Source organism: Streptomyces sp. NPDC004732 (assembly GCF_040609235.1).
Taxonomy (GTDB): Bacteria; Actinomycetota; Actinomycetes; order Streptomycetales; family Streptomycetaceae; genus Streptomyces.
Window position 1 is genome coordinate 150,963 of sequence record NZ_JBEXJR010000017.1, and the last position, 23,690, is coordinate 174,652.

Below are 23,690 nucleotides of genomic sequence, written 5' to 3' on the forward strand. Positions count from 1 at the left end.
CCCAAGCGTTTCCCGCGCCTGCGCCGTCCCCCGTCGTTCCCCTAACGACCGGTACGTTGACCCGTCACGCGCACGGCCGTTCACCCGGGGTCGGTACGGTGACCGCGTGGCCGATCAGCAAGTCCCCTCAGCCCATCGCACGACGACGGTAGAGAAGGGCCGCTTCACCACGGCCCACTGCACCTGCGGGTGGCGCGGCCCGGCCAGACGGGCCCGCAGCAAGGCCCGTACGGACGCGACAGAACACGAAGCGTCCCCTTAAGCGCCTCCTCCGACCCCCGCCCCTAAGGAACCCCGGCGCCCCCCACACCGTCTCGTTCTCGGGAAGCAACGGGAGGCGTCATGGAACGACGTACGTTCATCGGCACAACGGCGGCCACGCTGGCCGCGGCGACGGTCGCGGGCTGCACCAGCGGCGGTCCGGGCGGCAGCGGCACCAGTACGAGCACCGGCTCCGGCACGGGAAGCAGCACCGGCACCACCGCGTCCCGCGGCGGCGGCACCCCGATCAGGAGCTCCAGTGCCGCGTCCTCCTCCCCCGCCAACCTCAAGGCCCTCGCCCGTGACCTGGACGGCACCCTCGTCCAGCCGGGACAGGCCAAGTGGGCGGCGGCCCGCCAGCTGTACAACACGCGCTACGACGACCTGAAGCCCACGGCCGTCGCCTACGTCGCGCACCCGGACGACATCCGCACCGCCCTCGCGTACGCCCGCGCCCACCGCACCCAGGTCGCGATCCGCAACGGCGGTCATTCCTACGCGGGTTGGTCCTCCGGCAACGGTCGGCTGATCATCGACGTGTCGAAGCTGAGCAAAATACGTTCGAGCGGCAGCTCCGCCACCATCGGCGGCGGCGCCAAGCTCATCGACGTCTACCGCTCGCTCGCGGCGAAGGGCGTCACCATCCCCGCGGGATCGTGCCCGACCGTCGGCATATCCGGCCTGACCCTCGGCGGCGGCCACGGCGTGGTCTCCCGGGCGTACGGCCTGACCTGCGACAGCCTCACCTCCGCCACGCTCATCACGGCGGACGGCAAGCAGCTCACCGCCTCCAAGTCCGAGAACAAGGACCTGTTCTGGGCGCTGCGCGGCGCGGGCAACGGCAACTTCGGCATCGTCACCGAGCTCACCTACCGCACGCACGCCGCACCGCAGGGCGTCTCCGCCTACATGACCTGGCCCTGGTCGAAGGCGGCCGCGGTCGTCAAGGCGTGGCAGACGTGGGGCCCTGACCAGCCCGACGAGATCTGGTCGTCCCTCCACCTGGCGAACACCCCCGGCGGCACCCCCACCGTCTCCATCGCCTGCTTCTCGCTCGGCACGTACGGCGAGCTGCAGAACGCCGTCGACCGCCTCGCCGACAAGATCGGCGCACCGGCCCGCAGCGTCTCCTTGAAGCGGCGTACGTACGAGGAGTCGATGGAGGTGTACGCGGGCTGCTCGTCCTTCTCCTCCGACGCCCAGTGCCACCTGCCCGGCGCGACGCCGGGCCGCAGCCCGCAGGGCGCCCTCAAGCGCGAGACGTACGCGGCGAGTTCGGACTTCTTCGACCGTTCGCTCTCGGCGGCGGGCATCCGCACGCTGCTGTCGCAGATCGAGAACGTGACGGGCGCGAGCGGGGGCAGCATCGCGCTCACCGCGCTCGGCGGCGCGATCAACCGCGTCGACCCGACGGCGACGGCCTTCGTGCACCGCCGCTCGCGGATGCTGGCGCAGTACATCGCGTCGTGGCGCGCGGGCACGTCGGGCTCGGGCGCCCGGGCGTGGCTGAAGAAGGCGCACGGGTCCATGGGCCGTTACGCGTCCGGCGCCGCCTACCAGAACTACGCCGACTCGACGCTGACGAACTGGCGCGAGGCGTACTACGGGGCTGCGGCGCCGCGGCTGAAGAAGCTCAAGAAGCAGTACGACCCGACCCGCTTCTTCGACTTCCCGCAGGCACTCTGAGCCGGTTCTGAGCCCGCAGCGCTGTCATGGCGGGCCCGTCACCCGCCCGGCGGGCACCGCAACCCGTTCGGCCCCGCCCGACACGCCCCCAGGTGGCCCACCCCGCTGGACACGGGTGGCCTGAGGGCATGACCCCACGCCGCAGTACGCCGCGCAGTACGTCTCGCAGGACGCCTCGCAGTACGCCTCGAATAGCCGCCGTCACGGCGACGGCGGCCGCAGCTGCCGTCCTCGCCCTGGCGGGTCCGGCCGTCGCCTTGGACAAGCCCACCGAGCCGGGCGAGCTGACCCTCGTCGACACCCCGAAGGGCAAGGCCCTCGCCGACAAGGAGGGCAACCCGCTCTACACGCGCGACGCCGACGAGGCCGACACCCCCGGCTGCACCGGGGAGTGCGCCACCGAGTGGCCCGCCGCGATCGGCTATCCGACCAAGGCGGACGGGGTCACGGGCCAGACCGCCCAGGCCTCCCGGAGCGCCCAGAGCGGGGCCAACGCGCCGGACGCGGACATGCCCCAGGTCATCTACGAGACCCGCCCCCTCTACTACTTCAAGGACGACGAGAAGGGGCAGGACCCGAAGGGCCAGGACGTCGAGGGCTGGAGCCTGCTGGGTGCGGACGGAAAGAGCCTGGGCGCGGGCACCGACTCCACGGACCCGTCGGCGTCCCCCGAGACCTCGTCCACATCCGCGTCCGCATCCGCATCCACATCCGCATCCACATCCGCATCCGCGGAGAAGTCCGAGTCCCCGCACTCGAACATGTCCGCCAACGCCTCGGCCACCGCGTCCCCCATGCCGAGCACACCCGCCACCAAGGCGTCCCCGAGCACGAGCACCGGCACGAACACCGGCGCCCTGGAAGCCACACCCTCCGGCGCGGCCAGAGGCGGTGCCACGCACGTCACGGCCGAGGCCGAGCACCCCGCGGCGGGCCCCCTGACGTTCGCCTCGGCGACGGTCACCGGCGCCGCGGCCGGTATCGGCGTCTGGCTGCTGCGCCGCCGCAAGACACACGGCTCCAGCACAGGCACAGGCACCGGCACCAGCACCCGCTCCGGCACGGACCACCACTGAACCGCTCCCTGCGCCGCACGGCGGCCCCTCTCCTGCTCGCCGCGGCCGCGCTCCTCGCCACCGCACCCCCGGTGGGTGACGGGCCGCCCTCAGGACGGGTCCTGGAGGGCCGCATCCGGATCGCCGCGATCGGCGTGGACGCGGATCTCCTGCCGGTCGGCCTGGACCGGCAGGGCGCCCTGGAGGTGCCGTCGTTCCGGGACGCCATGAAGGTCGGCTGGTACACCCGGGGCCCCCGCCCGGGAGCCCGGGGCCCCGCGGTCCTGGTGGGCCACCGCGACGCACCCGCCGTGCGGGACGACCGGTACGACAGGGCCTCCACCAGCTACCGGGACGCCGTCTTCGCCCACCTCGACCGGCTGCGCCCCGGCGACCGGATCGAGACGACGACGGCGGCAGGGCGACGTACGACGTTCAATGTCACGGCGGTCGCCACGTACCGCACGGCGGACTTCCCCACCGGCACGGTCTACGCGCCCGCGATCGGCTCCCAGCTGCGCCTGCTCACCTGCGGCGGCCGCATCGGCAGGGACGGCCACTGGGACTCGAACGTGGTCGTGAGCGCCGCGCGCGTGGCCGTGGCCGGAAATGGCGTTACGCGGCGAGGTCCCGCTCGTCCGGATCTGCCGACGCCGCACCCGACTGCGTCGCCGTCCCGGTCAGCGGCGCCGCGACAGGACCGACTTTCCGGTCCCACACCAGCCACCCCGCGCGACCGGAGCGCCCGATCATCTTGGTGAGCGGCGTGAGCAGGGCCATGGCGAGCGGCGACAGGAGCAGGGCGACGGCGGTGCCGAGCGCGAAGCCGCCGACGACGTCCGTCGGATAGTGCACGCCCATGAAGACGCGGCAGAAGCCTTCGAGGACGGCGAGGCCGAGGCCGACGAGCCCGAACTTCCGGTTGGCGACGAAGAGTCCGGCGCCGATGGCCATGGCGAGGGTCGCGTGGTCGCTGACGAACGAGTAGTCGTTCTTGCCGTCCACGAGGAGCTCGACGCCGCGGTGGACGCGGAACGGGCGCGGCCGTTCGACGAAGCTGCGGATGGGGACGTTGACCAGGACGGCGATGCCCGCGGCGAGCGGTGCCCAGACGACGGCGGCGACCGACGAGGCGGCGTCGTCGAGGGTGCCGCGCTTGCGCTGGCCCCACCAGCACCACACGACGAGGAGCACGAGGGCGAGCAACAGGCCGTACTCCCCGACGAACGCCATGGCGCTGTCGAACCAGGACGGGGAGTCCTTCGCCAGGCCGTTGATGTCGTAGAGCAGGCCGACGTCGGGGTTCGACCCGGATTCATCGAGTCCAGCCATGGCGCTGCGGCCCCTTGTCTCCTAGCCCAGGGGCGCACTGTGCGGTGCGCCCGTTCCATCAACCCCCGTGGTCGGTCCAGTCAAGGGAACGCCCTGTCCCCCGTCATACGTTCCACCCTCCACCGAAAGATCACTCAGACGTTATCGAAGAGAGATACATCGCTGCAGCTCAGAGGAGTGTCCTAACGGAGAGTTCAAGCCACATCACACCACGCACGCCCCGCGGACCCCACCCGCACCGACGGCCCTCAGACCGCTGTCGGCTTGGCGGGCAGGGCCTTGGCCCCGTCCTCGGTGACACGAGTCGCGCCAAAATAGTCAGGAGTGTCGATCGGGTCGAACCGGATCACGGCGCCGGTCCGCGGGGCGTCGATCATGTAGCCCCCGCCGACGTAGATCCCGACGTGCCGGATGGTGCGGGAATTGGTCAGGTCGTCCGAGAAGAAGACCAGGTCGCCCGGGAGGAGTTCGTCCCTCTTGGGGTGCGGTCCCGCGTTGTACTGGTCGTTGGCGACACGCGGCAGCGTGATGCCGACGGAGCGGTACGCGGCGAGGGTGAGCCCGGAACAGTCGAAGCGGCCGCCCTGGTCCGCGGTGCCGTTGCCGCCCCACAGGTAGGGAGTGCCGAGCTTCTTCTGCGAGAAGTAGATGGCCCCGGCAGCCTGCTGCGAGGGCGCCACGCGGCCGACGGGCCGGGCGAAGCTCTTCGACAGGTCGGTGATGGTCTTCACGTAGTTCTGCGTCTCGCTGTAGGGCGGCACGCCGCCGTACTTGATGACGGCGTACGCCCCCGCGTTGTACGCGGCGAGCATGTTCTTCGTCGGATTGCCGGGCGCGTCCTTCACGTACCCGGCGAGCTTGCAGTCGTACGAGGCAGCCGACGGAATGGCATCCTCCGGGTCCCACACGTCCCGGTCCCCGTCACCGTCCCCGTCCACCCCATGAGCCGCCCAGGTCCCCGGAATGAACTGCGCTATGCCCAGCGCCTTGGCCGGACTCTTGGCCCGCGGATTGAACCCGCTCTCCTGGTAGAGCTGGGCGGCGAGCAGCGCGGGGTTGATGGCCTTGCAGAGGTTGCCCCACTTCTGCACGAGGGGCTGATAGGTGGCCGGCACGGCCCCCTTGGCGAGCCCCACGGACCCGCCCCCCACCCCGTTGGCAAGACTTCCCGCGGCCATGTACGTCCCGACGACGAGCAGCGCGATGAAGCTGAGCGCACCACCGATCCCCACGGCAGCGACCAGCCACGCCTTACGCACCGTCAACCACCCCTCACCCGCCGGTAGTCCACCGGCGCTCAGTGTAGAGGTCACGTCCGACGATGACAGGTGCCCTTGCCCGAGAAAGGTCAGGAACCTCGGGAACCAGGACGCGCCGGGGAGCGATCAGAAACATCCCGCATGGCCAGCACGGGTGGCAAGTACTGCGCCAAGGCCCCCTGGGCGGGCATTCCCGGCAGCCGGGCCTACGGTTACGTGAACGCCCAGAACTGATTCGGATTCAGGACTCAGAACTCAGGAATCACGTGCGTACTTCCCACTGCGCCGCCGCGACCGGCTCCCCGCCGGTCGCGGCGGTCGCAGGCGTCACCGTCCAGTACGGCTCGACGACCGCCCTCGACGACGTCACCCTCACCTTCCCCGCCGGGGTCACCGGCCTCCTGGGGCCCAACGGAGCGGGTAAAAGCACCCTGTTGTCCCTGCTGAGCACCGCCCGCAGGCCGAAGACCGGCGACGTCACCCTCCTGGGAGAGACCCCGGGGCGGGCCCGCGTGCAGCGGCTGCGGAAGCAGATCGGGGTGCTGCCGCAGTCCTTCGGCTTCTACCCCCGCTTCACCGTCCTGGAATTCACCGAGTACGCGGCCTGGCTGCGCAAGGTCCCCGCGGCCCAGCGGCGCGACCGGGCCCGCGAGGCGCTGCGCCTGGTCCAGATGGAGAAGCACGCCCACACCAAGATGGGCGCCCTCTCCGGCGGCATGCTGCGCCGCGTCGGCATCGCCCAGGCCATGGTCAACAAGCCCTCCCTGGTCCTCCTCGACGAACCGACGGTCGGCCTCGACCCGGCCCAGCGCGTCGGATTCCGCAGCCTGATCAAGGAGTTGGGCGACCGGTGCGCGGTGGTGATGAGCACCCACCTCGCCGAGGACGTCGCCCACGTGTGCGACCGGGTCGCCGTCCTCCTGGAGGGAACGGTCCGCTTCACGGGCACGGTCGCCGAGCTGTGCGCCCTGCCGACCTCAGGTGATGGCACAGACGGCACCGTCGCGAAGGAAGTCGACGGGGGCGCCGTGGAAGCCGGGTATCTGCATCTCGCCGGTACGGAAGCGGTGGCCGGGTGATGCGCGTACTGCTGACCGAGATGCGCCGCGGCGAGGCCAAGTGGGGCGCCGCCCTCATGGGCGCCATCGGCATCTACTACTTCACCGCCGAGAGCCCCGGCGAGAGCGACTGGATCGGCTGGTGGAACCAGACCAGCCTCCAGGTCCAGCTCTTCTCGGTGATCGTGATGGGCTCCGTGATGAGCGCCGCGGCCGCCTGGAGCGCGGGCCGCGCCTTCCGCCACCGCACCCGGGTCTGGGCCGACACCGCAGCCCGCGGCGGCTGGGCCCAGGCCCTGCTGCTCTGGCTCGCGGCCTGGCTGTGGGCCCTGCTGGCCTACGCCGTACTGATCGCCGTCGCGTTCTCGCGGACCGCGTCCGTCAGCGAGGTCAGCGACCCCGCGTGGGCGCCGCTGCTGCTCGGCGCGGGCATGATGGGCCTGGAGATCGCCGCCGGCGTCGCCATCGGCTCCGCGCTGCCCTCCCGCGTGGTCGCGCCCTTCGCGGGGATCTTCTGGTACAGCCTCTTCGTCGTCGTCGCGTTCGCCCCCGACACCCCGCTCGACAAGCTGTTCCCGGCGATAGACGAGTTCTGGAGCTCGGAGTTCGAGCCCGACTCGACCCGCATGCTGGTCGCCGTCGCCTGGTGTCTGGCGTTCGGCCTCGCCCTGACCGCGCTCCCCGCCCTCTGGCGCCGCGCCTCCCTCGCACCCCGCCCGGTCGCGCTCGGCGCGCTCACGGTGGTCGCACTCGTCGCGGGCGGCACCCTCGTCGCCTTCCGCACGCCGGTGCCCGACTCGTACTGGGCGGTGCGCAAGGAGCAGCCCGCGCAGCCGCTCTGCGTCACCAGTGGCGGCACGAAGGCGTGCCTGTGGCCGGAGGACCGCCATCTGCTGCCGCAGACCCGCGCCGCCCTGCGGACCGTCGACTCCGGGCTCGGCTCCCTGTCCGGACTCAACCGCGCCTTCTACGCCGACGGCCTCCTCCGCCCGTCCGGCGCCACCGCCGAACTGCCCCTCATGTCACCGGCGGCGACGCAGGACGACCTGACGGACGCGATGTTCTCGGCGGCGCTCCCCCAGCCGACGTCGTCCAAGTGCGGACCGCACCTCCTCAAGTCGGCGGGCGGCTACCCCGACACGTTCCTGTTCGAAGCGGCCGTACGCGCCCGCATCGGGGCGCCCGGCGAGTACTACGGGGAGGAGTTCGGCCGCGCCCTCGAGCGCGTCACCGGCGCGCCTGGCGCGCGGCAGGACCAGTGGATCGAGGCGGCGGCCGCCGACATCCGCGCGTGCAGGCCCGTCCCCAAGCTTCCCTAGCGCCCCCCTTCAGCGTCCTCTCTGAGCGAATCGACCGTGCCGCCATGACCTCTGCGAACCCCACGTCGAACACGTCGGCGCAGCCCGAGGAGTCCCCTCGCGCGAGCCTGCTGCGCGACCCCCGGCTGCGCGCCGTCCTCGCCTTCGTACGCTGCCGGGGCCTGCCCCGCGCCGCGGCCGTCGCCCTGCTCGTGGCCCTGGCGGCGACCGCCTTCGCGGGGCAGCGCGTGGCGGTGCCCGAGTTCCGCTACCTGGTCGACTTCAGCGTGCCGGTCGCCGAAATCGTGCCGCTCGCCCACGCGATGGTCCTCGCCACCACGCTGTTCTCCCCTATGGCCGACCTGGAACAGACCTCGGCCCAGCCGATGAGCCGCCACCGGGCGCTGTACCTGGTGGCCCTCCTCGCCCTGGCCCTGGGCCTGACCGCACTGCCGCTGCTGGCCGGTGCCACGGCCGAGGTCTACGTCTCGGCGGCCCGCAACGTCATCGGCTACCTCGGCCTCGGCATGCTCAGCGCCCGCCTCTTCGGCAGCGGCCTCGCCTGGCTGCTGCCCCTCGCCATGTTCGGCCCCACGCTGCTCCTCGGGGTCGGCAGCGACAACACACCCGAGCCCTGGGCCTGGTCCCTGCACCCGTCGTCCGACGCCGCGGCCGCGATCGTGGCCGTGACGCTGTGGGTGGTCGGCGCGTGCGCCGCCGCCACGGCGGGGCCACGGCAGGCGGAGCGGGCCGAGCAGAACTGAGGGCCGTTCTTGATCGGAGGGTTCCGCTTCCGGGCCCCGTGTCCCATCAGGGCGTTCCAGGGTACGACCGTTTCCCCAGGTCAGAACCCCTTTTGGCATTCCAGCGTTCCTGATCTTCCGGCACTCCTTGCCCCGCCCCGGCGCCACCCGCTTCGCTGTTCACCAGGCCGAACAGCACAGCCTCACGGCGCGGCCTCACCGCACGGCCCATCACTCACTACCTCACGGGGACCCCCATGAAGCACGCCCACGCCACCAAGACCCTCCTCGCCGGCCTGGCGCTGATCAGCACCCTCGGCCTGACCGCCTGCAACGGTGACGACGACGGCAGCGCCGGTGCGGCCCCCGACTCCGCGTCCAGCGCCTCGACCGGTGGCAGCGGTGGCTCGGACCAGGGGACCGGTGGCGGCTCCTCCGGCAGCAGCGGCAGCAGCGGTGGCAGCGAGGGCAAGAGCGGCGGCAACGACAGCGGTCAGGGCACCGACGCAGGCACCGGTTCCAACGAGAACGGCAAGGTCGGCATCTGCCGCAGCGACGAGCTGGAAGTGAGCGCAGTCGACAACTCCACCGACAAGACGGAGGGTGTCGTCACCGTCCAGTTCAAGAACGGCGGCGGCCGCGACTGCACGATCAACGGCTATGCGGGCGTCGACCTGAAGACCGCCGCGGGCGACACCCTGTCCGTGAACCGCAACGGCGAGAAGGCCACCCCCGGAGTCATCAAGGACGGCGAATCCGCGGCCTTCAACATCACCTTCCCGATCAACAACAGCGGTGGCTCCGGTGTGCGCGTCACCAAGATCCTGGTGACCCCGCCGAACGAGACGAAGACCGTCACCATCGCCTGGCCCGCCGGTTCCCTCCCCGTGGACAACCCCGACGCCCCCTCGGACGGCCCGAAGCTGTCGATCAGCCCGGTCGGCATCGTGAGCGACTCCCCCGCGGGCTGACCCACGGCAGAGGTGCCCGAGTGACCCCTGTGGCCAGGCAGAACGCCCTGGTCACAGGGGTTCACACGCTCCCTCCGCACCCGATTGACGTGCCCTCAACGAACCCCGATGGTGGGTGAATTGGGCGTCATGCGGCCTCTGTGTGCGGCGGCCGTCCAGGGCGCGGCGTCACGGCCGGGGGGAGCCGCCGATGAATGCACCGGACCGGGGCCCGGAGGACCGCCGCCCAGGAGAGTTCGGAGAGCCCGGAGAGTTCGGCCCACCGATGCCACCGCTCCCACCAGTTCCTCCAGTTCCGCCGCCACCACCGCCACTGCCACCGCCACCATCACCCAACAGCCCCAACCCCCACCCCCTCACCACCGCCCTCCTCAACCTCAACGGCCTCGGCCTCGGCTACCTCCTCCTCCGGCAACGGCTCCTCGCCCTCCTCTGCTGTGCCGCCACCGCCGCCCTGCTCCTCATCGCGCTGCCCGCCGACGTCGACGGCGTCCCCGGCGGCGTACTCATCGGATACGCCGCCCTGCTGCTCCTCGCCGCGGCCCACGGCGCGTACCGGGCCGCCCAGGCCCGCACCCCCCGGCCGCTCCGGACGACGCCCCTCGCCATCGGCCTCGGCGTCGTCCTCCTGGCCGTGCCGACCGGCGCATCGCTCGCGTACGAGTCCGCGCGCGACGAGGCGATCGAGCGGATGCTCCTCGGCCGACTCGACGAGGCCGACCGCATCGTCGAGGGACTGGACGGGCAGGCCTTCGGCGGCACGGCGGAGCGGCAGTACGAGAAGGCGCTCGGCCTCTATCGGGGGCTGGCCGAGGACCACGCGGGGTCGAAGGCCGCGGACCGGCTGCCCGGCAGCCTCGACGCGTACTACAAGTCCGTCGCCGCCCCGTACGCCGCCGGGCGGTACTGCGACGCCGTCGTCCCGCTCGAACACCTGCGGACCGTCCCCGACACCGTCCCGGCCTTCGGCAGGGGCCGCCTCGGCGCGCTCGCCGCCTGGCCCGACGCACGCCTGGCCACTTCCCTCTACGAGTGCGGGTCCGCCGCCCTCGGCAGGGCCGACGCGAACGAACCGCTGCGCGAACTCCTCCGCACCTTCCCCGAGTCGGACCAGGCCGCGAAGGTCGGGCCCGCCCTGCGCGCCGCCATCGACACCCGTTCGGCCGCGCTCAAGGGCTCCGACCCCTGCACCGGCGTCGACGAGCTGCGCACCCTCAGCCGGACCGCCGAAGCGCTGCCCGGCGGCCGGGTCGACACCGAGGCGCTGCGCGACACCACCGACCGCGCGGTGGAACGCGGCGTCTACGCCTGCGGAGTGGACGAGTTCAAGGACAGCGCCTTCGCCGAGGCCGCCGCGACGCTGACGGGCTTCGCCAGGCAGTACCCGGGGAGCGCGAAGCGCGACCGCGCCGAGGACATCGCCGTCGCCGCGGAGATCGCGGCCGAACGCCCCGCCGCGGGCCGCCGCCTGCCCCCGACCCGCGCCTCAGGGGGCAGCGGCACGGTCGAGTTCGTCGTCGCCAACCTCGGCCCCGGCGCGCTCGAGGTCCTCTACACCGGCCCCACCACCGGCACCGTCAAGCTCGATGACTGCACGTCATGCCACATTTACGCCACCAGGTCCCGGGGCGACGCCGCCTGCCGGGCCGGGGTCAAGCAGTACCCGAGGACCACGCTCCGGCTGCCCGCGGGCGACTACCACTTCCTCTACAAGCGGGCGACCGTACGCAATCGAGCCGACGGCGCGAAGCTCAGCACCTCGTACCGTTACACCGACTGCTCCTTCGTGACCCGCGGCACCGCCGGGCTCGGGCCCACTTAACACCTGGTCAGGGGCACGCCGGGCCGTCATTGCCCGGCGTCGTACCGCGTGATACACAGAGTCACCGGACCTCGCGTACGAGGAAACGTACGAAGTCAGCCAACGAATGGCGCCAAGGCGACATGCGCGGGCCCGATTGTCGGCGACAATGAGCTGTCCTCTGCACCGAGTGGGCAGAGGTGGCAGAACAACCCACTAGGGGCGGTGAGTTACACATGCTTATGGCAGCCGAAAAGGGCGACATCACCACCATCATCGGCGGGATCGCCCCCGACTGGGGTCCCTTCGGGAGTCTGGGCAACGAGGCACGCGTGATGATCGAGGTCGTGATGGCGATCGCCATCCTCCTCTGTCTCGGCATTGCGATCTGGGGCGCGGCGAAGCAGCGCATCGGTGCGACGGCGCTGCGTGACACGTTCAGTGCGGAGCAGGGCAAGGGACTGATCATCGCGGGCCTGACCGGCGTCTTCATCATCGGATCGCTGGGCACACTGTTCACCATCGTCTACGGCATGGCGGTCTAGCGGTCCCACGCTGACCTCCGCCGTTCCTCCCCCACGTCCCCTCTCCTCCTGTCCCCCCTCTCCCTGTCCCCCCTCTCCCTGTCCCCCTCTCCCCCACCCGTCCGTCGTGCCCACCGGCTGAGGTTGCAACTCCCTGATGTCGAGTCACCACACCGCGCCCGCGCGGGAACCAGCAGGGCTACCGTCATACGTGTCCTACGAGACGGTCCAGCGAGAGGTTGAGGGGGCGTGCGCGGCATGAGTCCCGACGACGACCGGAACGACGGCCTCTTCGGCGGCTCGGGGGAGACCCGGACGCGCCTTCCCGAGGGGGAGGGCGGTGACGACGTCTACGGCACCCGCAGATCCGCCCGCCCCGCCCGCGGATCCTCCCGCAGCCTCGTCACGGTCGTGGGCGTCGTGGTCCTCCTGATCGCGGCGATCGCGTTCGCGAACCGCGGAGGGGACGATTCCTCTTCGGGCGGCGGCGACGCCAAGAAGCCGGACGCGTCGTCGACGGCGGCGACGGGGGAGAAGCCTGTCGGGGGCAAGAACGGGGGGATCCCCTCCGGGTACGCGCATGACGAGCAGGGGGCGCAGAGTGCGGCGTCCAACTATGCGGTGGCTCTCGGTGGTACGGGCATGTTCAAGGTCGACAGTCGCCACGGCATCGTCGACACCATCTACACGCCTGCCGCATCCGCCAAGCTCAAGGCGCCCATGGACAAGGCGTACTCGACGAAGTTCCTCGAAACGCTGGGCCTCGACGCGAAGGGCAACCCTCCGCAGGGGAGCACGTTCGTCTCACGCACCGTCCCTGTGGGTACGAAGGTCTTGAAGTACAGCAATGACGAGGCCGAGATCTCCGTCTGGTACATGGGGCTTCTCGGAATGTCCGGGCAGCGCTCGACCAACCCGGTCAGCTCGACCTGGCAGACGTGGACGTTCACCCTCCGGTGGGCCGACGGCGACTGGAAGATCACGGCGGATTCGCAGAAGAGCGGGCCCACTCCCGTGCCGGGCGACGAGCGGGCATCGGCCTCGGACGACATCAGCAAGGCCATCGAGGAGTACGGAGGGTTCACGTATGCCCGGTAGCCCACGTCGCGTGCTCAAGGTCACCGCCGCCGTCGCTGCCGTGCAGGCCACGGCGGTCCTGCTGGCCACGCGTGCCTTCGCAGCCCCGGACCCCAAGCCATCGGACGACTCCTGCGACCTTCTGATCGGCCCCGCCAAGAAGTACTGCGAAAAAGGCGAGGACGGCGGCAGCGGCGGCAGCGGCAAATACCCCACCGAGCCCCCCCTCGGCGACACCCTCGACCCCCTCAGCTCCCTCGCAAAAGGCTGCGCCGACGCCGCCTCCTGGACCGTCGACAAGCTCTCCGACGCCGTGAAGGAGACCGCGAACGTCGACTTCACGAACCCCCAGTTCCTGCAGCAGTACGCCGTCGTCTTCGCCGCGTCGACCGTCCTGACGCTGCTCCTGTGGCTGCTGGCCGTCGCGAAGAGGGCGGTGCGGGGTGTCCCGCTCACCACCGCCCTGTCCGAAGCCATCGGCTTCCTCTGGCTCACCGTCATCGCCTCCGCCTTCACCCCCCTGATCCTGTACACCGTCGTCTCCGCGACGGACGGCGTCACGGACGTCATCGCGAAGGCGACGGGCGGTCAGACGGACACGTTCTTCGGGACGTTCTCGGGCGCGCTGAAGAAGGGCGAGGACATCGGGGGCGGGCCGATCATGCTGATCGTCGTCTCGCTCGTGTCGATCCTCGCCGCGGGCGTGCTCTGGCTGGAGCTCGTGATCAGGGCCGCGCTCCTCTACGTAGGAGCGCTCCTCGGCACCGTCGTCTACGCAGGTCTCGTCGACAAGAACCTGTGGACGCACGTCCGCCGCTGGGCGGGGATCATGATCGCCGTCATCCTCGTCAAACCGATCATCGTCATCGTGCTCGGTCTCGCCGGAGCGCTCTCCGCCGACGACGGCCCCGACTCCTTCTCCGCGGTCGTCTCCGGGCTCTCGATCATTCTGCTCGCCATCTTCGCGAGCGCGATGATCTACCGCTTCGTGCCGGGCTTCGGCGACGAGATCGCGAACTCCCGCAACAACCGCATCATGCGCGGCGCCGAGAACAAGGCCGCCGCCGTGATCAGCTCCCCCGCCTCCCTCGTCTCGCAGGGCATCAAGACCCACAGTGCCCGCGGCAACGGAAACAGCGGCGGAGGGGGAGGTGGCGGGAACAACCAAGGCAGGCCCGCCAATCCCGTCAGCGGCGGCGTCGCCGCACACAGCAGCCGCGGATCCTCCGGCGGCGGCTCCTCCAACGGCGGCGGATCTGTCCCCTCCGCCGCACCCCCGCCGCGCAGCGGCGCGACGAACACCCCGCACGCGGGCCCACGCGGCGGTTCAGGCAAGAGCAGTAACAACCGCACGGGAGGTGAAGGGCGTTGACGACCCAGTCCCACGTGTCCCAGCCGGTCGCGCCCCGCCGCACATATCTGATCGGCCGCGCCCGGCCGAACGCGATCGTCGGCAAGAACCGCGAGACCGGGGAAATCGCCCTGATCATCGTGGGCGCCTTCCTCGGCATGATGTGCGGGCTCCTCGTCCCCGTCCTCTCCCTGCGCATCGTGCTGCTCACCGGCCTCCCGATGCTCGCCATCGCGGCCGTCTACGTCCCGTACAAGGGCCGCACCTTCTTCAAGTGGTTCGAGATCAACCGGAGTTACAAGCGCTCCCTGAAGCGCGGCACCGCCTACCGCTCCGCCGCGCCCGAGTCGGGCATCCGGCTCGACGGCCGCGAGGTCGAGATCGGCCCGCCGCCCGGCATCGGCCGCATCAGCTGGCTGGCCGCGCCCTTCGGCCCGGACGAGATCGCCGTGCTGCTCCACGCCGACCGGCGAACCGTCACGGCAGCGATCGAGATCGAGGGCCCCGGCGTCGGGCTGCGCGACAGCGAGGACCAGGAAGCCCTCGTCGACCGCTTCGGGACGCTCCTCAAGCACGTCGCCAACGGGGACGGGTTCGTCACCCGCCTCCAGATGCTCGCCCGTACGCTCCCCGCCGACCCGGACGCGCACGCCAAGGACGTCAGCGTGCGCGGGGACACCCGGGCCCTGCCCTGGCTCCAGCAGTCGTACGACCAGCTGCAGTCCATGGTGTCGACCAGCAGCGAGCAGCACCGCGCCTACCTCGTCGCCTGCATGCACTACTCCCGCGACCTGGCCGCCGAGGCCCAGGCGATGGCCCGCGCGGCCCGCCCGGCGGGCGGCAGGAAGCTCGACAAGGACGCCGGGCTCGCCGTCGTCATGGCGCGCGAGCTCACCGACATCTGCTCGCGGCTGCAGGAGGCCGACATCCGGGTCCGGCAGCCGCTCGGTCAGGGGCGGCTCTCCTCGCTGGTGCACTCCATGTACGACCCGGACCACCCCATCGACCACATCCAGGCGATGACGAAGCGCAACGCCTGGCCCGCCGAGCTCGACGCCATGGAGCCCACCTACCTCCAGGCGAAGACCCGCGAGTCCTCCACCCGCGCCCCGTGGTGCCACTCGACGGCCTGGGTGAAGGAGTGGCCGATGACGCCCGTCGGCGTCAACTTCCTCGCGCCGCTGCTCGTCCACACCCCGGACGTCATCAGGACGGTGGCCGTGACGATGGACCTCGAACCCACCGAGGTCGCCATCGAGCGGATGCTGACCGAGAAGACCAACGACGAGGCGGAAGCCAGCCGCCAGGCCAAGATGAACCGCACGGTCGACCCCCGCGACATCGCCTCGCACTCCCGCCTCGACCAGCGCGGCGAGGACCTGGCGAGCGGCGCGGCGGGGGTGAACCTCGTCGGGTACATCACGGTCTCGTCCCGTTCCCCGGAGGCGCTCGCGCGCGACAAGCGCACGATCCGCGCCTCCGCCGGCAAGTCGTATCTGAAGCTGGAGTGGTGCGACCGCGAGCACCACAGGGCCTTCGTCAACACGCTGCCGTTCGCGACCGGCATCCGACGCTAGAGCGCGTGAGCGCTAGACGGTATCGACGTAGAGGCAGGCTGTTGAGATGCGGGATCCGCTGACCGTCCTCACGGACGCCTTCACCGCCTTCCTGTTCGGGAAGGTCGAGACGACGAGGCTTCCGGTGCGTACGTCGACGGGGCAGGCCCAGGCGGTCTACCTCCCGACGGCCGCGCCAGGACTCGGCGACTCGGGCGTGATCATCGGGCGTGAGGTGTACTCCGGCAAGGGGTACATCTACGACCCCTTCCAGCTGTACGGGCAGCAGTTGCCCGCACCGCACTGGCTGGTGCTCGGCGAGTCCGGCAACGGCAAGTCGGCGCTGGAGAAGACGTACGTGCTGCGCCAGCTGCGCTTCAAGGACCGGCAGGTCGTCGTCCTCGACGCACAGGGCGAGGACGGCGTCGGCGAGTGGAACCTCATCGCCGAGGAGCTGGGGATAACTCCCATCCGGCTCGACCCGACGGCCGCCCTGGACATGGGGATCCGGCTCAATCCGCTGGACCCGGCGATCACTACGACCGGCCAGCTCGCGCTCTTGAGGACCATCATCGAGGTCGCGATGGGGCACGGGCTGGACGAGCGGTCGGGCTTCGCGCTGAAGGTCGCGCACGCGTACGTGAACGAGACCATCGTGGAGCGGCAGCCGGTCCTGACCGACATCGTCGAGCAGCTGCGCCACCCCGAGCCCGAGTCGGCCGAGGCCATGAACGTGGCCATAGACGACGTACGGGCGTGGGGTCTGGACGTGGCGCTGGTCATCGACCGTCTCGTCGACGGTGACCTGCGGGGCATGTTCGACGGGCCCACGACGGTGGGCATCGACCTCGACGCCCCGCTGATCGTCTTCGACCTCTCCCACATCGACCGCAACTCCATCGCCATGCCGATCCTGATGGCGATCGTGGGCGTGTGGCTGGAGCACACCTGGATCCGCCCGGACCGCAAGAAGCGCATCTTCCTGGTGGAGGAGGCGTGGCACATCATCAACTCGCCCTTCGTGGCGCAGCTGTTCCAGCGGCTCCTGAAGTTCGGGCGGCGGCTCGGCCTGTCCTTCGTGGCGGTGGTCCACCACCTGAGCGACGTCGTGGACGGGGCGGCGGCCAAGGAGGCGGCCGCGATCCTGAAGATGGCGTCCACCCGGACCATCTATGCCCAGAAGGCCGACGAGGCACGGGCCACGGGACGGGTCCTCGGGCTACCGAGGTGGGCGGTCGAGATCATCCCGACGCTCACACCGGGCATCGCGGTCTGGGACGTGAACGGCAACGTACAGGTGGTCAAGCACCTGATCACCGAGACCGAACGGCCACTGGTCTTCACCGACCGCGCCATGACCGAGTCGTCGGCCGACCTCGCCGGCGACACTCCGTCCGACGAGGCGCTGCGGGCGGCGGAGCTGGAGGCCGAGGAGCGGGCGGCTTACATGGAGCAGCATGCGGGATGAGTGGGAGCGGGACCGGCCTCCTCGCGGACGCGGTCCCGACCGGGGCGCACGCCCCGAACGCGGCGTTCCTGACGGGCTCCTGGTCGGTTTCCTGGGCTTCCTGATCGGAGCCACGGTCCTCGTCTGGTCGGCGACGAACCTCGCGGGCCGGTTCGCGCAGGGGGCCTGGCCGGAGAAGGTGTCGTTCGGTCATACGCCGCCCGCGGTGCGCCACCTGGTGGGCAATCCGCAGGACGTGGCGGGCGCGTGGCCCGAGACCCCGGCGGACCAGCTCTCGGGGTACGGGCTGTTCTGGGGCCTGTTCATCGGCCAGCTGCTGGTCCTGGTCGTGTTCACGGTCTTCATCATGGGGACGGTGACGCGGTGGCGGGCGGTGCGGAGGGCTCGGCGGGCGGGGGTGGCAGGGGCGGCAGGGGCTGGAGCAGCCGATGCTGCTGGGCCTGTTGAGACCTCGGCTCCTCGTGACCCTCGTGAGGCTTCGGCTTCCTTCGAGGCGGGTGCACCCGCCGCGTCTCCCGCGTCCACCGCGCCCCCCGCATCCACCGCACCCCCCACGCCGGTCGAGTACACCGCCCCTCCCGTCCCCCAACCGGCAGCCGCCGAGCCCCCGAACCCCGCCCCCATGCCCCCCGTGGTCCCCGTGGTCCCGGCCGTCGTCCCCACCCCCCGCGCCCCCCTGGTCCTCGGCGACCCCACGACCCGCCGCCCCCTCGCCGTGCAGGCCGTCCAAGACGCCGAGGGCGCCGCCCTCGTCCTGACCTCCGACCCCACCCTGTGGGCGGAGACGAAGGACGCCCGCGCCAAGCTCGGACCCGTCCTCCTCTACGACCCGTCCCACCTGTGCGACACCCCGGCCCGCCTTCACTGGTCCCCCACCACCGGCTGCGGTGACAGGGCGACGGCGGACACCCGTGCCGCCGCCCTCCTCGCCCCGATAAGACCGGCCGCGAAGCTGGACGTCGCCGTGGCCGACACGGCACAGATCCTGCTGCGCAGCTTCCTGCACGCCGCCGCGGTGGCCGACAAGCCGATGAAGATCGTGCACCGCTGGTCGCAGGGCAACCAGGTGCAGGAGGCGGTACGCATCCTCCGTACGCATCCCAAGGCCGCGTCCGGCGCCGCGGGCGAGCTGGAGGCGACGCTCACCGGGCACCCGGAACGGCGCGACATAGCGCAGGAGTTGACCGCCCGCGCCCTCTCCGCGCTCTTCACGGTCCACGTACGCGAGTCCTGCACGCCGAACCGAACCGATGCGCTCTCCCTGGATTCCTTCGTCGATGAAGGGGGCACGCTTTTTGTGGTGGGTGAGGCGATCGAGGATCCCAAGTCCCGCCAGGGCCCGGGTGCCATGCCCCTTCTGACGGCACTCGCCTCAAGCGTGGTCGAGCACGGCCGGCGCATGGCCGCACGGTCATCCTCCGGTCGGCTCGACCCACCAATGACGCTCGTCCTGGACGACGTCGCCGCGGTGGCTCCGCTGCCCCAGCTTCCGGAGCTGCTCTCCACCGGGGCGGACCGGGGTCTGCCGACCCTGGCCCTGCTCCGGTCGCGAGAACAGGGCAGATCCCGCTGGCCGGACAGCGAACTGCCGGTGCCGTAGACGCATCCGCGGAGGGTGGGCGTGGACGTACGTCGTCAGCGCAGCTCGGCTACCTGATCGCCCGCTCAGAACCGGAGCTCCAGCCCCACCCCTTCAACTTCAACGTTCTCTGAATTCAAGGCCTCTTCAGCACGAGCTCGAACTCCCGCGAGGACGAGTCGCCCGGCACCGGGACGACCTCCCCGCTGCGTACGAACCCGAACCGCCGGTAGAACGCCTGCGCCCGCGGATTGTTCTCGTGGACGTACAGCCGCACCCGCTCAAGCCCCGCCAAGGACCACGCCCACCCGACGACCGCCTCGAACAGCGCGTCCGTCGCGCCGTCGCCCCGGTGCTCGGGCCGCACGAAGACCCCCACGAGATGCGCCTGCCGCTCCTCGACCACCCCGCCGAAGACGTCGGCCGCCCCCGCCTCCTCGACCAGCGCGGTCACCGAACCGACCCACGTGCCGTGCGGGCCCACCGCCACGAACTGCCGGGCCGACAGCCCGCGTGAGGCCCCCGCGGCACGCTCCTGCCAGTACGAGTCGGGCTTCGCCGCGGCCTCCTCGTACGTCTCCAGGAAGGCGACCGGCGCCGCCGGGTCCCGCAGCGCGGCCAGCCGAAGCTCCCTGACCTGCGGCCACTCGTCGGCGCGAACGGTTCGTACGACGTACTCGTGTTCCATGCCGTGATCCTAGGTTCCGCCGTCAAGGGGCACCTCGGGGTCGCCGTCGTACCCGAGTACTATCGCCCGCTCCCACTGCCCGCCCCCGGTCCGACGATCCGCGCCCCCGCGCACGCCACCATCGAAAACATGATTAGGGCATACGGACTGACCAAGCACTACGGCGGCAAGTCCGCCAAGAAGGCCGTCGACGACCTCAGCTTCGAGGTGCTCCCCGGCACCGTCACCGGCTTCCTCGGCCCCAACGGCGCGGGGAAGTCCACCACCATGCGGATGCTCGTCGGCCTCGACGCCCCCACCAGCGGCCGCGCCACCATCGGCGACCGCGCCTACGCGGCCCACCCCGCGCCCCTGCACGAGGTCGGCGCCCTCCTGGAGGCCCGCTCGGTCCACCCGGGCCGCTCCGCGTACCACCACCTGATGGCGCTCGCCCACACCCACTCCATCCCGAAGAGCCGCGTCGACGCGGTCCTGGACCTGGCGGGCATCCACGAGGTCGCCCGCAAGCGCGTCAAGGGCTTCTCCCTCGGCATGGGACAGCGCCTGGGCATCGCGGCCGCCCTGCTCGGCGACCCCTCCACGGTGATCCTCGACGAGCCGGTCAACGGCCTCGACCCCGAGGGCGTCCTGTGGATCCGCAACCTCCTCAAGTCCCTTGCCGCGGAGGGCCGTACGGTCCTCGTCTCCTCACACCTCATGAGCGAGATGGCGCTCACCGCCGAGCACCTGATCATCATCGGCCGCGGCAAACTCCTCGCGGACACCACCGTCGAACGCTTCGTACGCGAGTCGGGCACCGGCGCGGTCAAGGTCGTGACCCCCGAGGCGGGCCACCTGACCGAGCTGCTCGCGGCACCGGGCGTGCGGATCTCCGGCGACACCCCGGGCGTCCTCGACGTGCGCGGCACCGACGCCGAGCACATCGGCCGCACCGCGGCCGCCCACGGCATCCCCCTCTTCGAACTGACCCCTCACACGGCGTCGTTGGAGCAGGCGTTCATGGACCTCACCCGCGACTCGGTCGAGTACGTGTCCACCAACGCCCCCAGCGCCCCTGCCACCACCCCTCGTCCGGAAGGAGTCGCGGCATGAGCGCCACCCTCACCGCCGACCGCTCGGCACCCGCCCGCAACTCGGCCACCGCCTACCGCCTCAGCACCAAGGGCATCGTCCGCTCCGAGTGGCACAAGCTGTGGACGCTCCGCTCGACGTGGATCACCCTGATCACCGCGAGCTTCCTGGTCATCGCGGTCGGCATCACCATGGGCGTCACCTACGACGGTGACGACTCAGAGGTCGACACCATCGTCTTCACCCTCTTCGGCACCCAGCTCTCCCAGATCTGCCTCGCCGTCCTCGGCATCCTCGTCACCGCGGGCGAGTACTCGACGGGCATGATCCGTTCCTCCCTCGCCGCGGTCCCGCGCCGCCTGCCCGTCCTGTGGTCCAAGGCCGGTGTCTTCGCGGCGGTCGCCTTCACCCTGTGCCTCGCGACGAACGTCGTCACGTTCCTCCTCGCCCAGATCTGGCTCGCGGACAGCGACAAGAAGCTCTCCCTCACCGACTCCGGAGTGTTCGGCGCCCTCACGACAAGCGCCACGTCCATCACCCTGCTCAGCCTCATCGCACTCGGCCTCGGAGCGCTGCTCCGCTCGGTGCCCGGCGCCATCGGCGCCTTCGTCGGCTCCGTCCTGATCCTGCCCGAGGTCCTGGCGATGCTGCCCTTCGACGCCGTCGAGACCGCCATGAAGTACTTCCCGGCCCAGGCGGCGAGCTCGCTCGGCTCGGTGGCCCGGGTGGAGAACACCATCGCGCCGGGCACCGCCGTCTGCACGCTCGCCCTGTGGGCGGCGGCCATCCTGGCGGCGGCGACGATGCTGCTCAAGCGACGTGACGTATGAGGCCACAAGAAGTTCGTGGTGTACGAGGATGAGGCCGTGACCGAGCCACACCCCCTCACCCAGCTCCTCCAGCGACTGACCCAGCGGGTGCGCGCCTTCGACAGGCGCCGCCCGCTCGTCTGGGATCTGCTGGTCACCGCCTTCTTCGTGGGCGCCGCGCTCGTCGACGCGAGCGGCGGCTGGCGCAACGTCGCGCCGAACACGGACGTCCCGGGATGGCTGATCTTCCTGATGACCGTGGGGCTCTCGCTGCCCGTGCTGTGGCGCAGGCGGCACCCGATGGCGGTCCTCACCGTCATGGTGGTGACGGGCCTGGTCAACAGCTGGAGCGGGGCCATGCTGCAGGCCGCCCTGATCCAGATGCTCGTGCTCTTCAGCATCGCGATGCGGCTGCCCCTCAGGACGCTCGGCTGGGCGGGCCTGATGATGACGACCCCGCTGGTCGTGGGGGCGATCCGCTATCCCGAGGACAGTTGGGACCAGCAGATCATCCCGAACATGTGGGCGTACGCCCTGGTCGCCCTGCTCGGCATCGCGGTGCGCTCCCGCCAGGACTACACCGAGGCGCTCGTGGAGCGCGCCCGGCAGCTGGAGGTCGAGCGCGACCAGCAGGCCCAGCTCGCCGCCGCCGCCGAACGCACCCGCATAGCCCGCGAGATGCACGACATCATCGGACACAACCTGTCGGTCATCACGGGCCTCGCGGACGGCGGTTCGTACGCGGCCGCCAAGTCCCCCGAGCGTGCGGGCCAGGCCCTGGAGGCGATCGGCACCACCAGCCGCCAGGCCCTCGGCGAACTCCGCCGCCTCCTGGACGTCCTGCGCGACGGCGCCCCGGCCCCCGCCGAGCTCGCCCCGCAACCGGCCCTCACCGACCTGAGCCAACTCATCGACGGCGTACGGGCCGCGGGCCTCCCCGTACACACCACGGTCCAGGGCAGCCCCGACACCGTCCCCGCGGGCCGCCAGCTCACCGTCTACCGCGTCGTCCAGGAAGCCCTCACGAACACCCTCAAGCACGGCGGCCCCGACGCCACGGCGACGGTCGACGTGACGTACGCGGCGGACGGAGTCACCGTGGAGGTCACGGACACGGGCACGGACTCGCGCACGGACTCGGGCACAGCAGCCGCCCCGTCCCCCTCCCCGGGCCGCGGTCTCACGGGAATGCGCGAGCGAACTGCCCTGTACAACGGCACACTTGAGGCCGGACCGCTTCCCCGCCCGACCGGCGGATGGCGGGTCCACCTCCATCTCCCGAAGGACAGCGAGACGACAACGTGACGACCGTGCTCATCGTCGACGACCAGCCCATGCAACGCTTCGGTTTCCGCATGCTCCTGGAGAGCCAGGACGACATGGCAGTGGTGGGCGAGGCCGGGAACGGCAGCGAGGCCATCCGCATGACGGCCGAACTCCACCCGGACGTCGTCCTGATGGACATCCGCATGCCCGGACTCGACGGCATCGAGGCCACCCGCCGCATCATCGCGTCGGGCGACCGCACCCGCGTACTCATCCTCACGACGTTCGACCTCGACGAGTACGCGTACGCGGGGCTCCGCGCCGGAGCCTCCGGCTTCCTCATCAAGGACGCACTCCCCGAGGAACTCCTCTCCGGAATCCGCGCGGTCGCCTCGGGCGACGCGGTGGTGGCCCCGAGCCTGACCCGTCGACTCCTCGACGCGTACGCGGATCAGCTGCCGTCGGCCGGTGCCGCTTCCTCCGACCCGGCGGAACACCCGCGCCTGTCTTCTCTCACGCACCGGGAACGCGAAATCCTGACGGTCATCGGCCAGGGCTGGACGAACGCGGAGATCGCCTCTCGTCTGCACCTCGCGGAATCGACGGTGAAGACGCACGTGGGCCGCATTCTGGCGAAGACGGAGACGAGGGACAGGGTCCAGGCGGTGATTCTGGCGTACGACACGAAGTTGGTGAGCCCTTCATAGAAGGGGCCTGGAACGCAGAAAACCCCCGCACCAAAGGTGCGGGGGTTTTCTCTACAATGAGTTCGGCGGCGTCCTACTCTCCCACAGGGTCCCCCCTGCAGTACCATCGGCGCTGTGAGGCTTAGCTTCC

General features: G+C 71.0%; 20 protein-coding genes and 1 pseudogene. 18 read left to right on the forward strand and 3 right to left on the reverse strand.

Translation table 11 applies throughout. The features are described 5' to 3' along the window. Positions 1–342 precede the first annotated feature (342 nt). From ABZV77_RS37315 to ABZV77_RS37325, 3 genes and pseudogenes are all read left to right on the forward strand, one after another. Positions 343–1,947, forward strand: a complete 1,605-nt coding sequence (locus ABZV77_RS37315) for an FAD-binding oxidoreductase (protein ID WP_356266874.1) — start codon at positions 343–345, stop codon at positions 1,945–1,947. Between the two features lie 128 nt (positions 1,948–2,075). Beyond that, positions 2,076–3,023, forward strand: a complete 948-nt coding sequence (locus ABZV77_RS37320; protein WP_356266876.1) for a hypothetical protein — start codon at positions 2,076–2,078, stop codon at positions 3,021–3,023. Positions 3,024–3,094: 71 nt separating this feature from the next. Further along, positions 3,095–3,586 (forward strand): annotated as a pseudogene (locus ABZV77_RS37325) (sortase); the annotation flags it as partial. Between the two features lie 31 nt (positions 3,587–3,617). Here the strand turns inward: ABZV77_RS37325 and ABZV77_RS37330 are convergent. Then, positions 3,618–4,334 (reverse strand): phosphatase PAP2 family protein, encoded by a 717-nt coding sequence (locus tag ABZV77_RS37330; protein WP_356266878.1) that lies wholly within the window; start codon positions 4,332–4,334, stop codon positions 3,618–3,620. A gap of 248 nt (positions 4,335–4,582) precedes the next feature. Further along, positions 4,583–5,593, reverse strand: a complete 1,011-nt coding sequence (locus tag ABZV77_RS37335; RefSeq protein WP_356266931.1) for a bifunctional lytic transglycosylase/C40 family peptidase — start codon at positions 5,591–5,593, stop codon at positions 4,583–4,585. 266 nt (positions 5,594–5,859) lie between these two features. Between ABZV77_RS37335 and ABZV77_RS37340 the strand changes: the two genes are divergently transcribed. From ABZV77_RS37340 to ABZV77_RS37390, 11 genes are all read left to right on the forward strand, one after another. Further along, positions 5,860–6,672 carry an ATP-binding cassette domain-containing protein gene (locus tag ABZV77_RS37340; RefSeq protein WP_356266880.1) on the forward strand — a complete coding sequence of 271 codons (813 nt, stop codon included), beginning with the start codon at positions 5,860–5,862 and terminating at the stop codon, positions 6,670–6,672. Then, the gene (locus tag ABZV77_RS37345) at positions 6,672–7,970 is read left to right on the forward strand and encodes a hypothetical protein (protein WP_356266882.1); all 1,299 of its coding nucleotides are present in this window, start codon (positions 6,672–6,674) and stop codon (positions 7,968–7,970) included. Before ABZV77_RS37340 ends, ABZV77_RS37345 begins: the two co-directional genes overlap by 1 nt. Positions 7,971–8,014: 44 nt before the next feature. After that, positions 8,015–8,713: a hypothetical protein gene (locus ABZV77_RS37350; RefSeq protein WP_356266884.1), complete on the forward strand. Its 699-nt coding sequence runs from the start codon at positions 8,015–8,017 to the stop codon at positions 8,711–8,713. Positions 8,714–8,949: 236 nt separating this feature from the next. Then, on the forward strand, positions 8,950–9,663 hold the full coding sequence (locus ABZV77_RS37355; protein WP_356266886.1) for a DUF4232 domain-containing protein: 714 nt from the start codon (positions 8,950–8,952) through the stop codon (positions 9,661–9,663). A gap of 190 nt (positions 9,664–9,853) precedes the next feature. Beyond that, positions 9,854–11,485 carry a hypothetical protein gene (locus tag ABZV77_RS37360; protein ID WP_356266888.1) on the forward strand — a complete coding sequence of 544 codons (1,632 nt, stop codon included), beginning with the start codon at positions 9,854–9,856 and terminating at the stop codon, positions 11,483–11,485. Positions 11,486–11,700: 215 nt separating this feature from the next. Further along, positions 11,701–12,009: a hypothetical protein gene (locus tag ABZV77_RS37365; RefSeq protein WP_055570172.1), complete on the forward strand. Its 309-nt coding sequence runs from the start codon at positions 11,701–11,703 to the stop codon at positions 12,007–12,009. Positions 12,010–12,246: 237 nt separating this feature from the next. After that, on the forward strand, positions 12,247–13,086 hold the full coding sequence (locus ABZV77_RS37370; RefSeq protein ID WP_356266890.1) for a hypothetical protein: 840 nt from the start codon (positions 12,247–12,249) through the stop codon (positions 13,084–13,086). Next, positions 13,076–14,437, forward strand: a complete 1,362-nt coding sequence (locus ABZV77_RS37375) for a hypothetical protein (protein WP_356266892.1) — start codon at positions 13,076–13,078, stop codon at positions 14,435–14,437. Before ABZV77_RS37370 ends, ABZV77_RS37375 begins: the two co-directional genes overlap by 11 nt. After that, positions 14,434–15,993 carry an SCO6880 family protein gene (locus ABZV77_RS37380; RefSeq protein WP_356266894.1) on the forward strand — a complete coding sequence of 520 codons (1,560 nt, stop codon included), beginning with the start codon at positions 14,434–14,436 and terminating at the stop codon, positions 15,991–15,993. The genes ABZV77_RS37375 and ABZV77_RS37380 overlap by 4 nt, the downstream gene beginning before the upstream one ends. A 46-nt stretch (positions 15,994–16,039) precedes the next feature. Continuing rightward, positions 16,040–17,440, forward strand: coding sequence for an ATP-binding protein (locus tag ABZV77_RS37385; RefSeq protein ID WP_356266896.1), 1,401 nt, complete (start codon positions 16,040–16,042; stop codon positions 17,438–17,440). Continuing rightward, on the forward strand, positions 17,430–19,040 hold the full coding sequence (locus tag ABZV77_RS37390; protein ID WP_356266898.1) for a type IV secretory system conjugative DNA transfer family protein: 1,611 nt from the start codon (positions 17,430–17,432) through the stop codon (positions 19,038–19,040). The genes ABZV77_RS37385 and ABZV77_RS37390 overlap by 11 nt, the downstream gene beginning before the upstream one ends. Before the next feature lie 115 nt (positions 19,041–19,155). Here the strand turns inward: ABZV77_RS37390 and ABZV77_RS37395 are convergent, their stop codons facing one another. Next, positions 19,156–19,707 (reverse strand): GNAT family N-acetyltransferase, encoded by a 552-nt coding sequence (locus ABZV77_RS37395; protein WP_356266899.1) that lies wholly within the window; start codon positions 19,705–19,707, stop codon positions 19,156–19,158. Between the two features lie 129 nt (positions 19,708–19,836). Here ABZV77_RS37395 and ABZV77_RS37400 point away from each other — a divergent pair, with 129 nt between their 5' ends. The 4 genes from ABZV77_RS37400 to ABZV77_RS37415 are packed head-to-tail and all read left to right on the forward strand — an operon-like array spanning position 19,837 to position 23,560. After that, the gene (locus tag ABZV77_RS37400) at positions 19,837–20,799 is read left to right on the forward strand and encodes an ATP-binding cassette domain-containing protein (protein WP_356266901.1); all 963 of its coding nucleotides are present in this window, start codon (positions 19,837–19,839) and stop codon (positions 20,797–20,799) included. Beyond that, positions 20,796–21,608, forward strand: coding sequence for an ABC transporter permease (locus ABZV77_RS37405; protein ID WP_356266903.1), 813 nt, complete (start codon positions 20,796–20,798; stop codon positions 21,606–21,608). Before ABZV77_RS37400 ends, ABZV77_RS37405 begins: the two co-directional genes overlap by 4 nt. A 36-nt stretch (positions 21,609–21,644) precedes the next feature. Then, positions 21,645–22,892, forward strand: coding sequence for a histidine kinase (locus ABZV77_RS37410; protein WP_356266904.1), 1,248 nt, complete (start codon positions 21,645–21,647; stop codon positions 22,890–22,892). Further along, positions 22,889–23,560 carry a response regulator transcription factor gene (locus ABZV77_RS37415; RefSeq protein ID WP_356266906.1) on the forward strand — a complete coding sequence of 224 codons (672 nt, stop codon included), beginning with the start codon at positions 22,889–22,891 and terminating at the stop codon, positions 23,558–23,560. The genes ABZV77_RS37410 and ABZV77_RS37415 overlap by 4 nt, the downstream gene beginning before the upstream one ends. Positions 23,561–23,690: the final 130 nt, after the last annotated feature.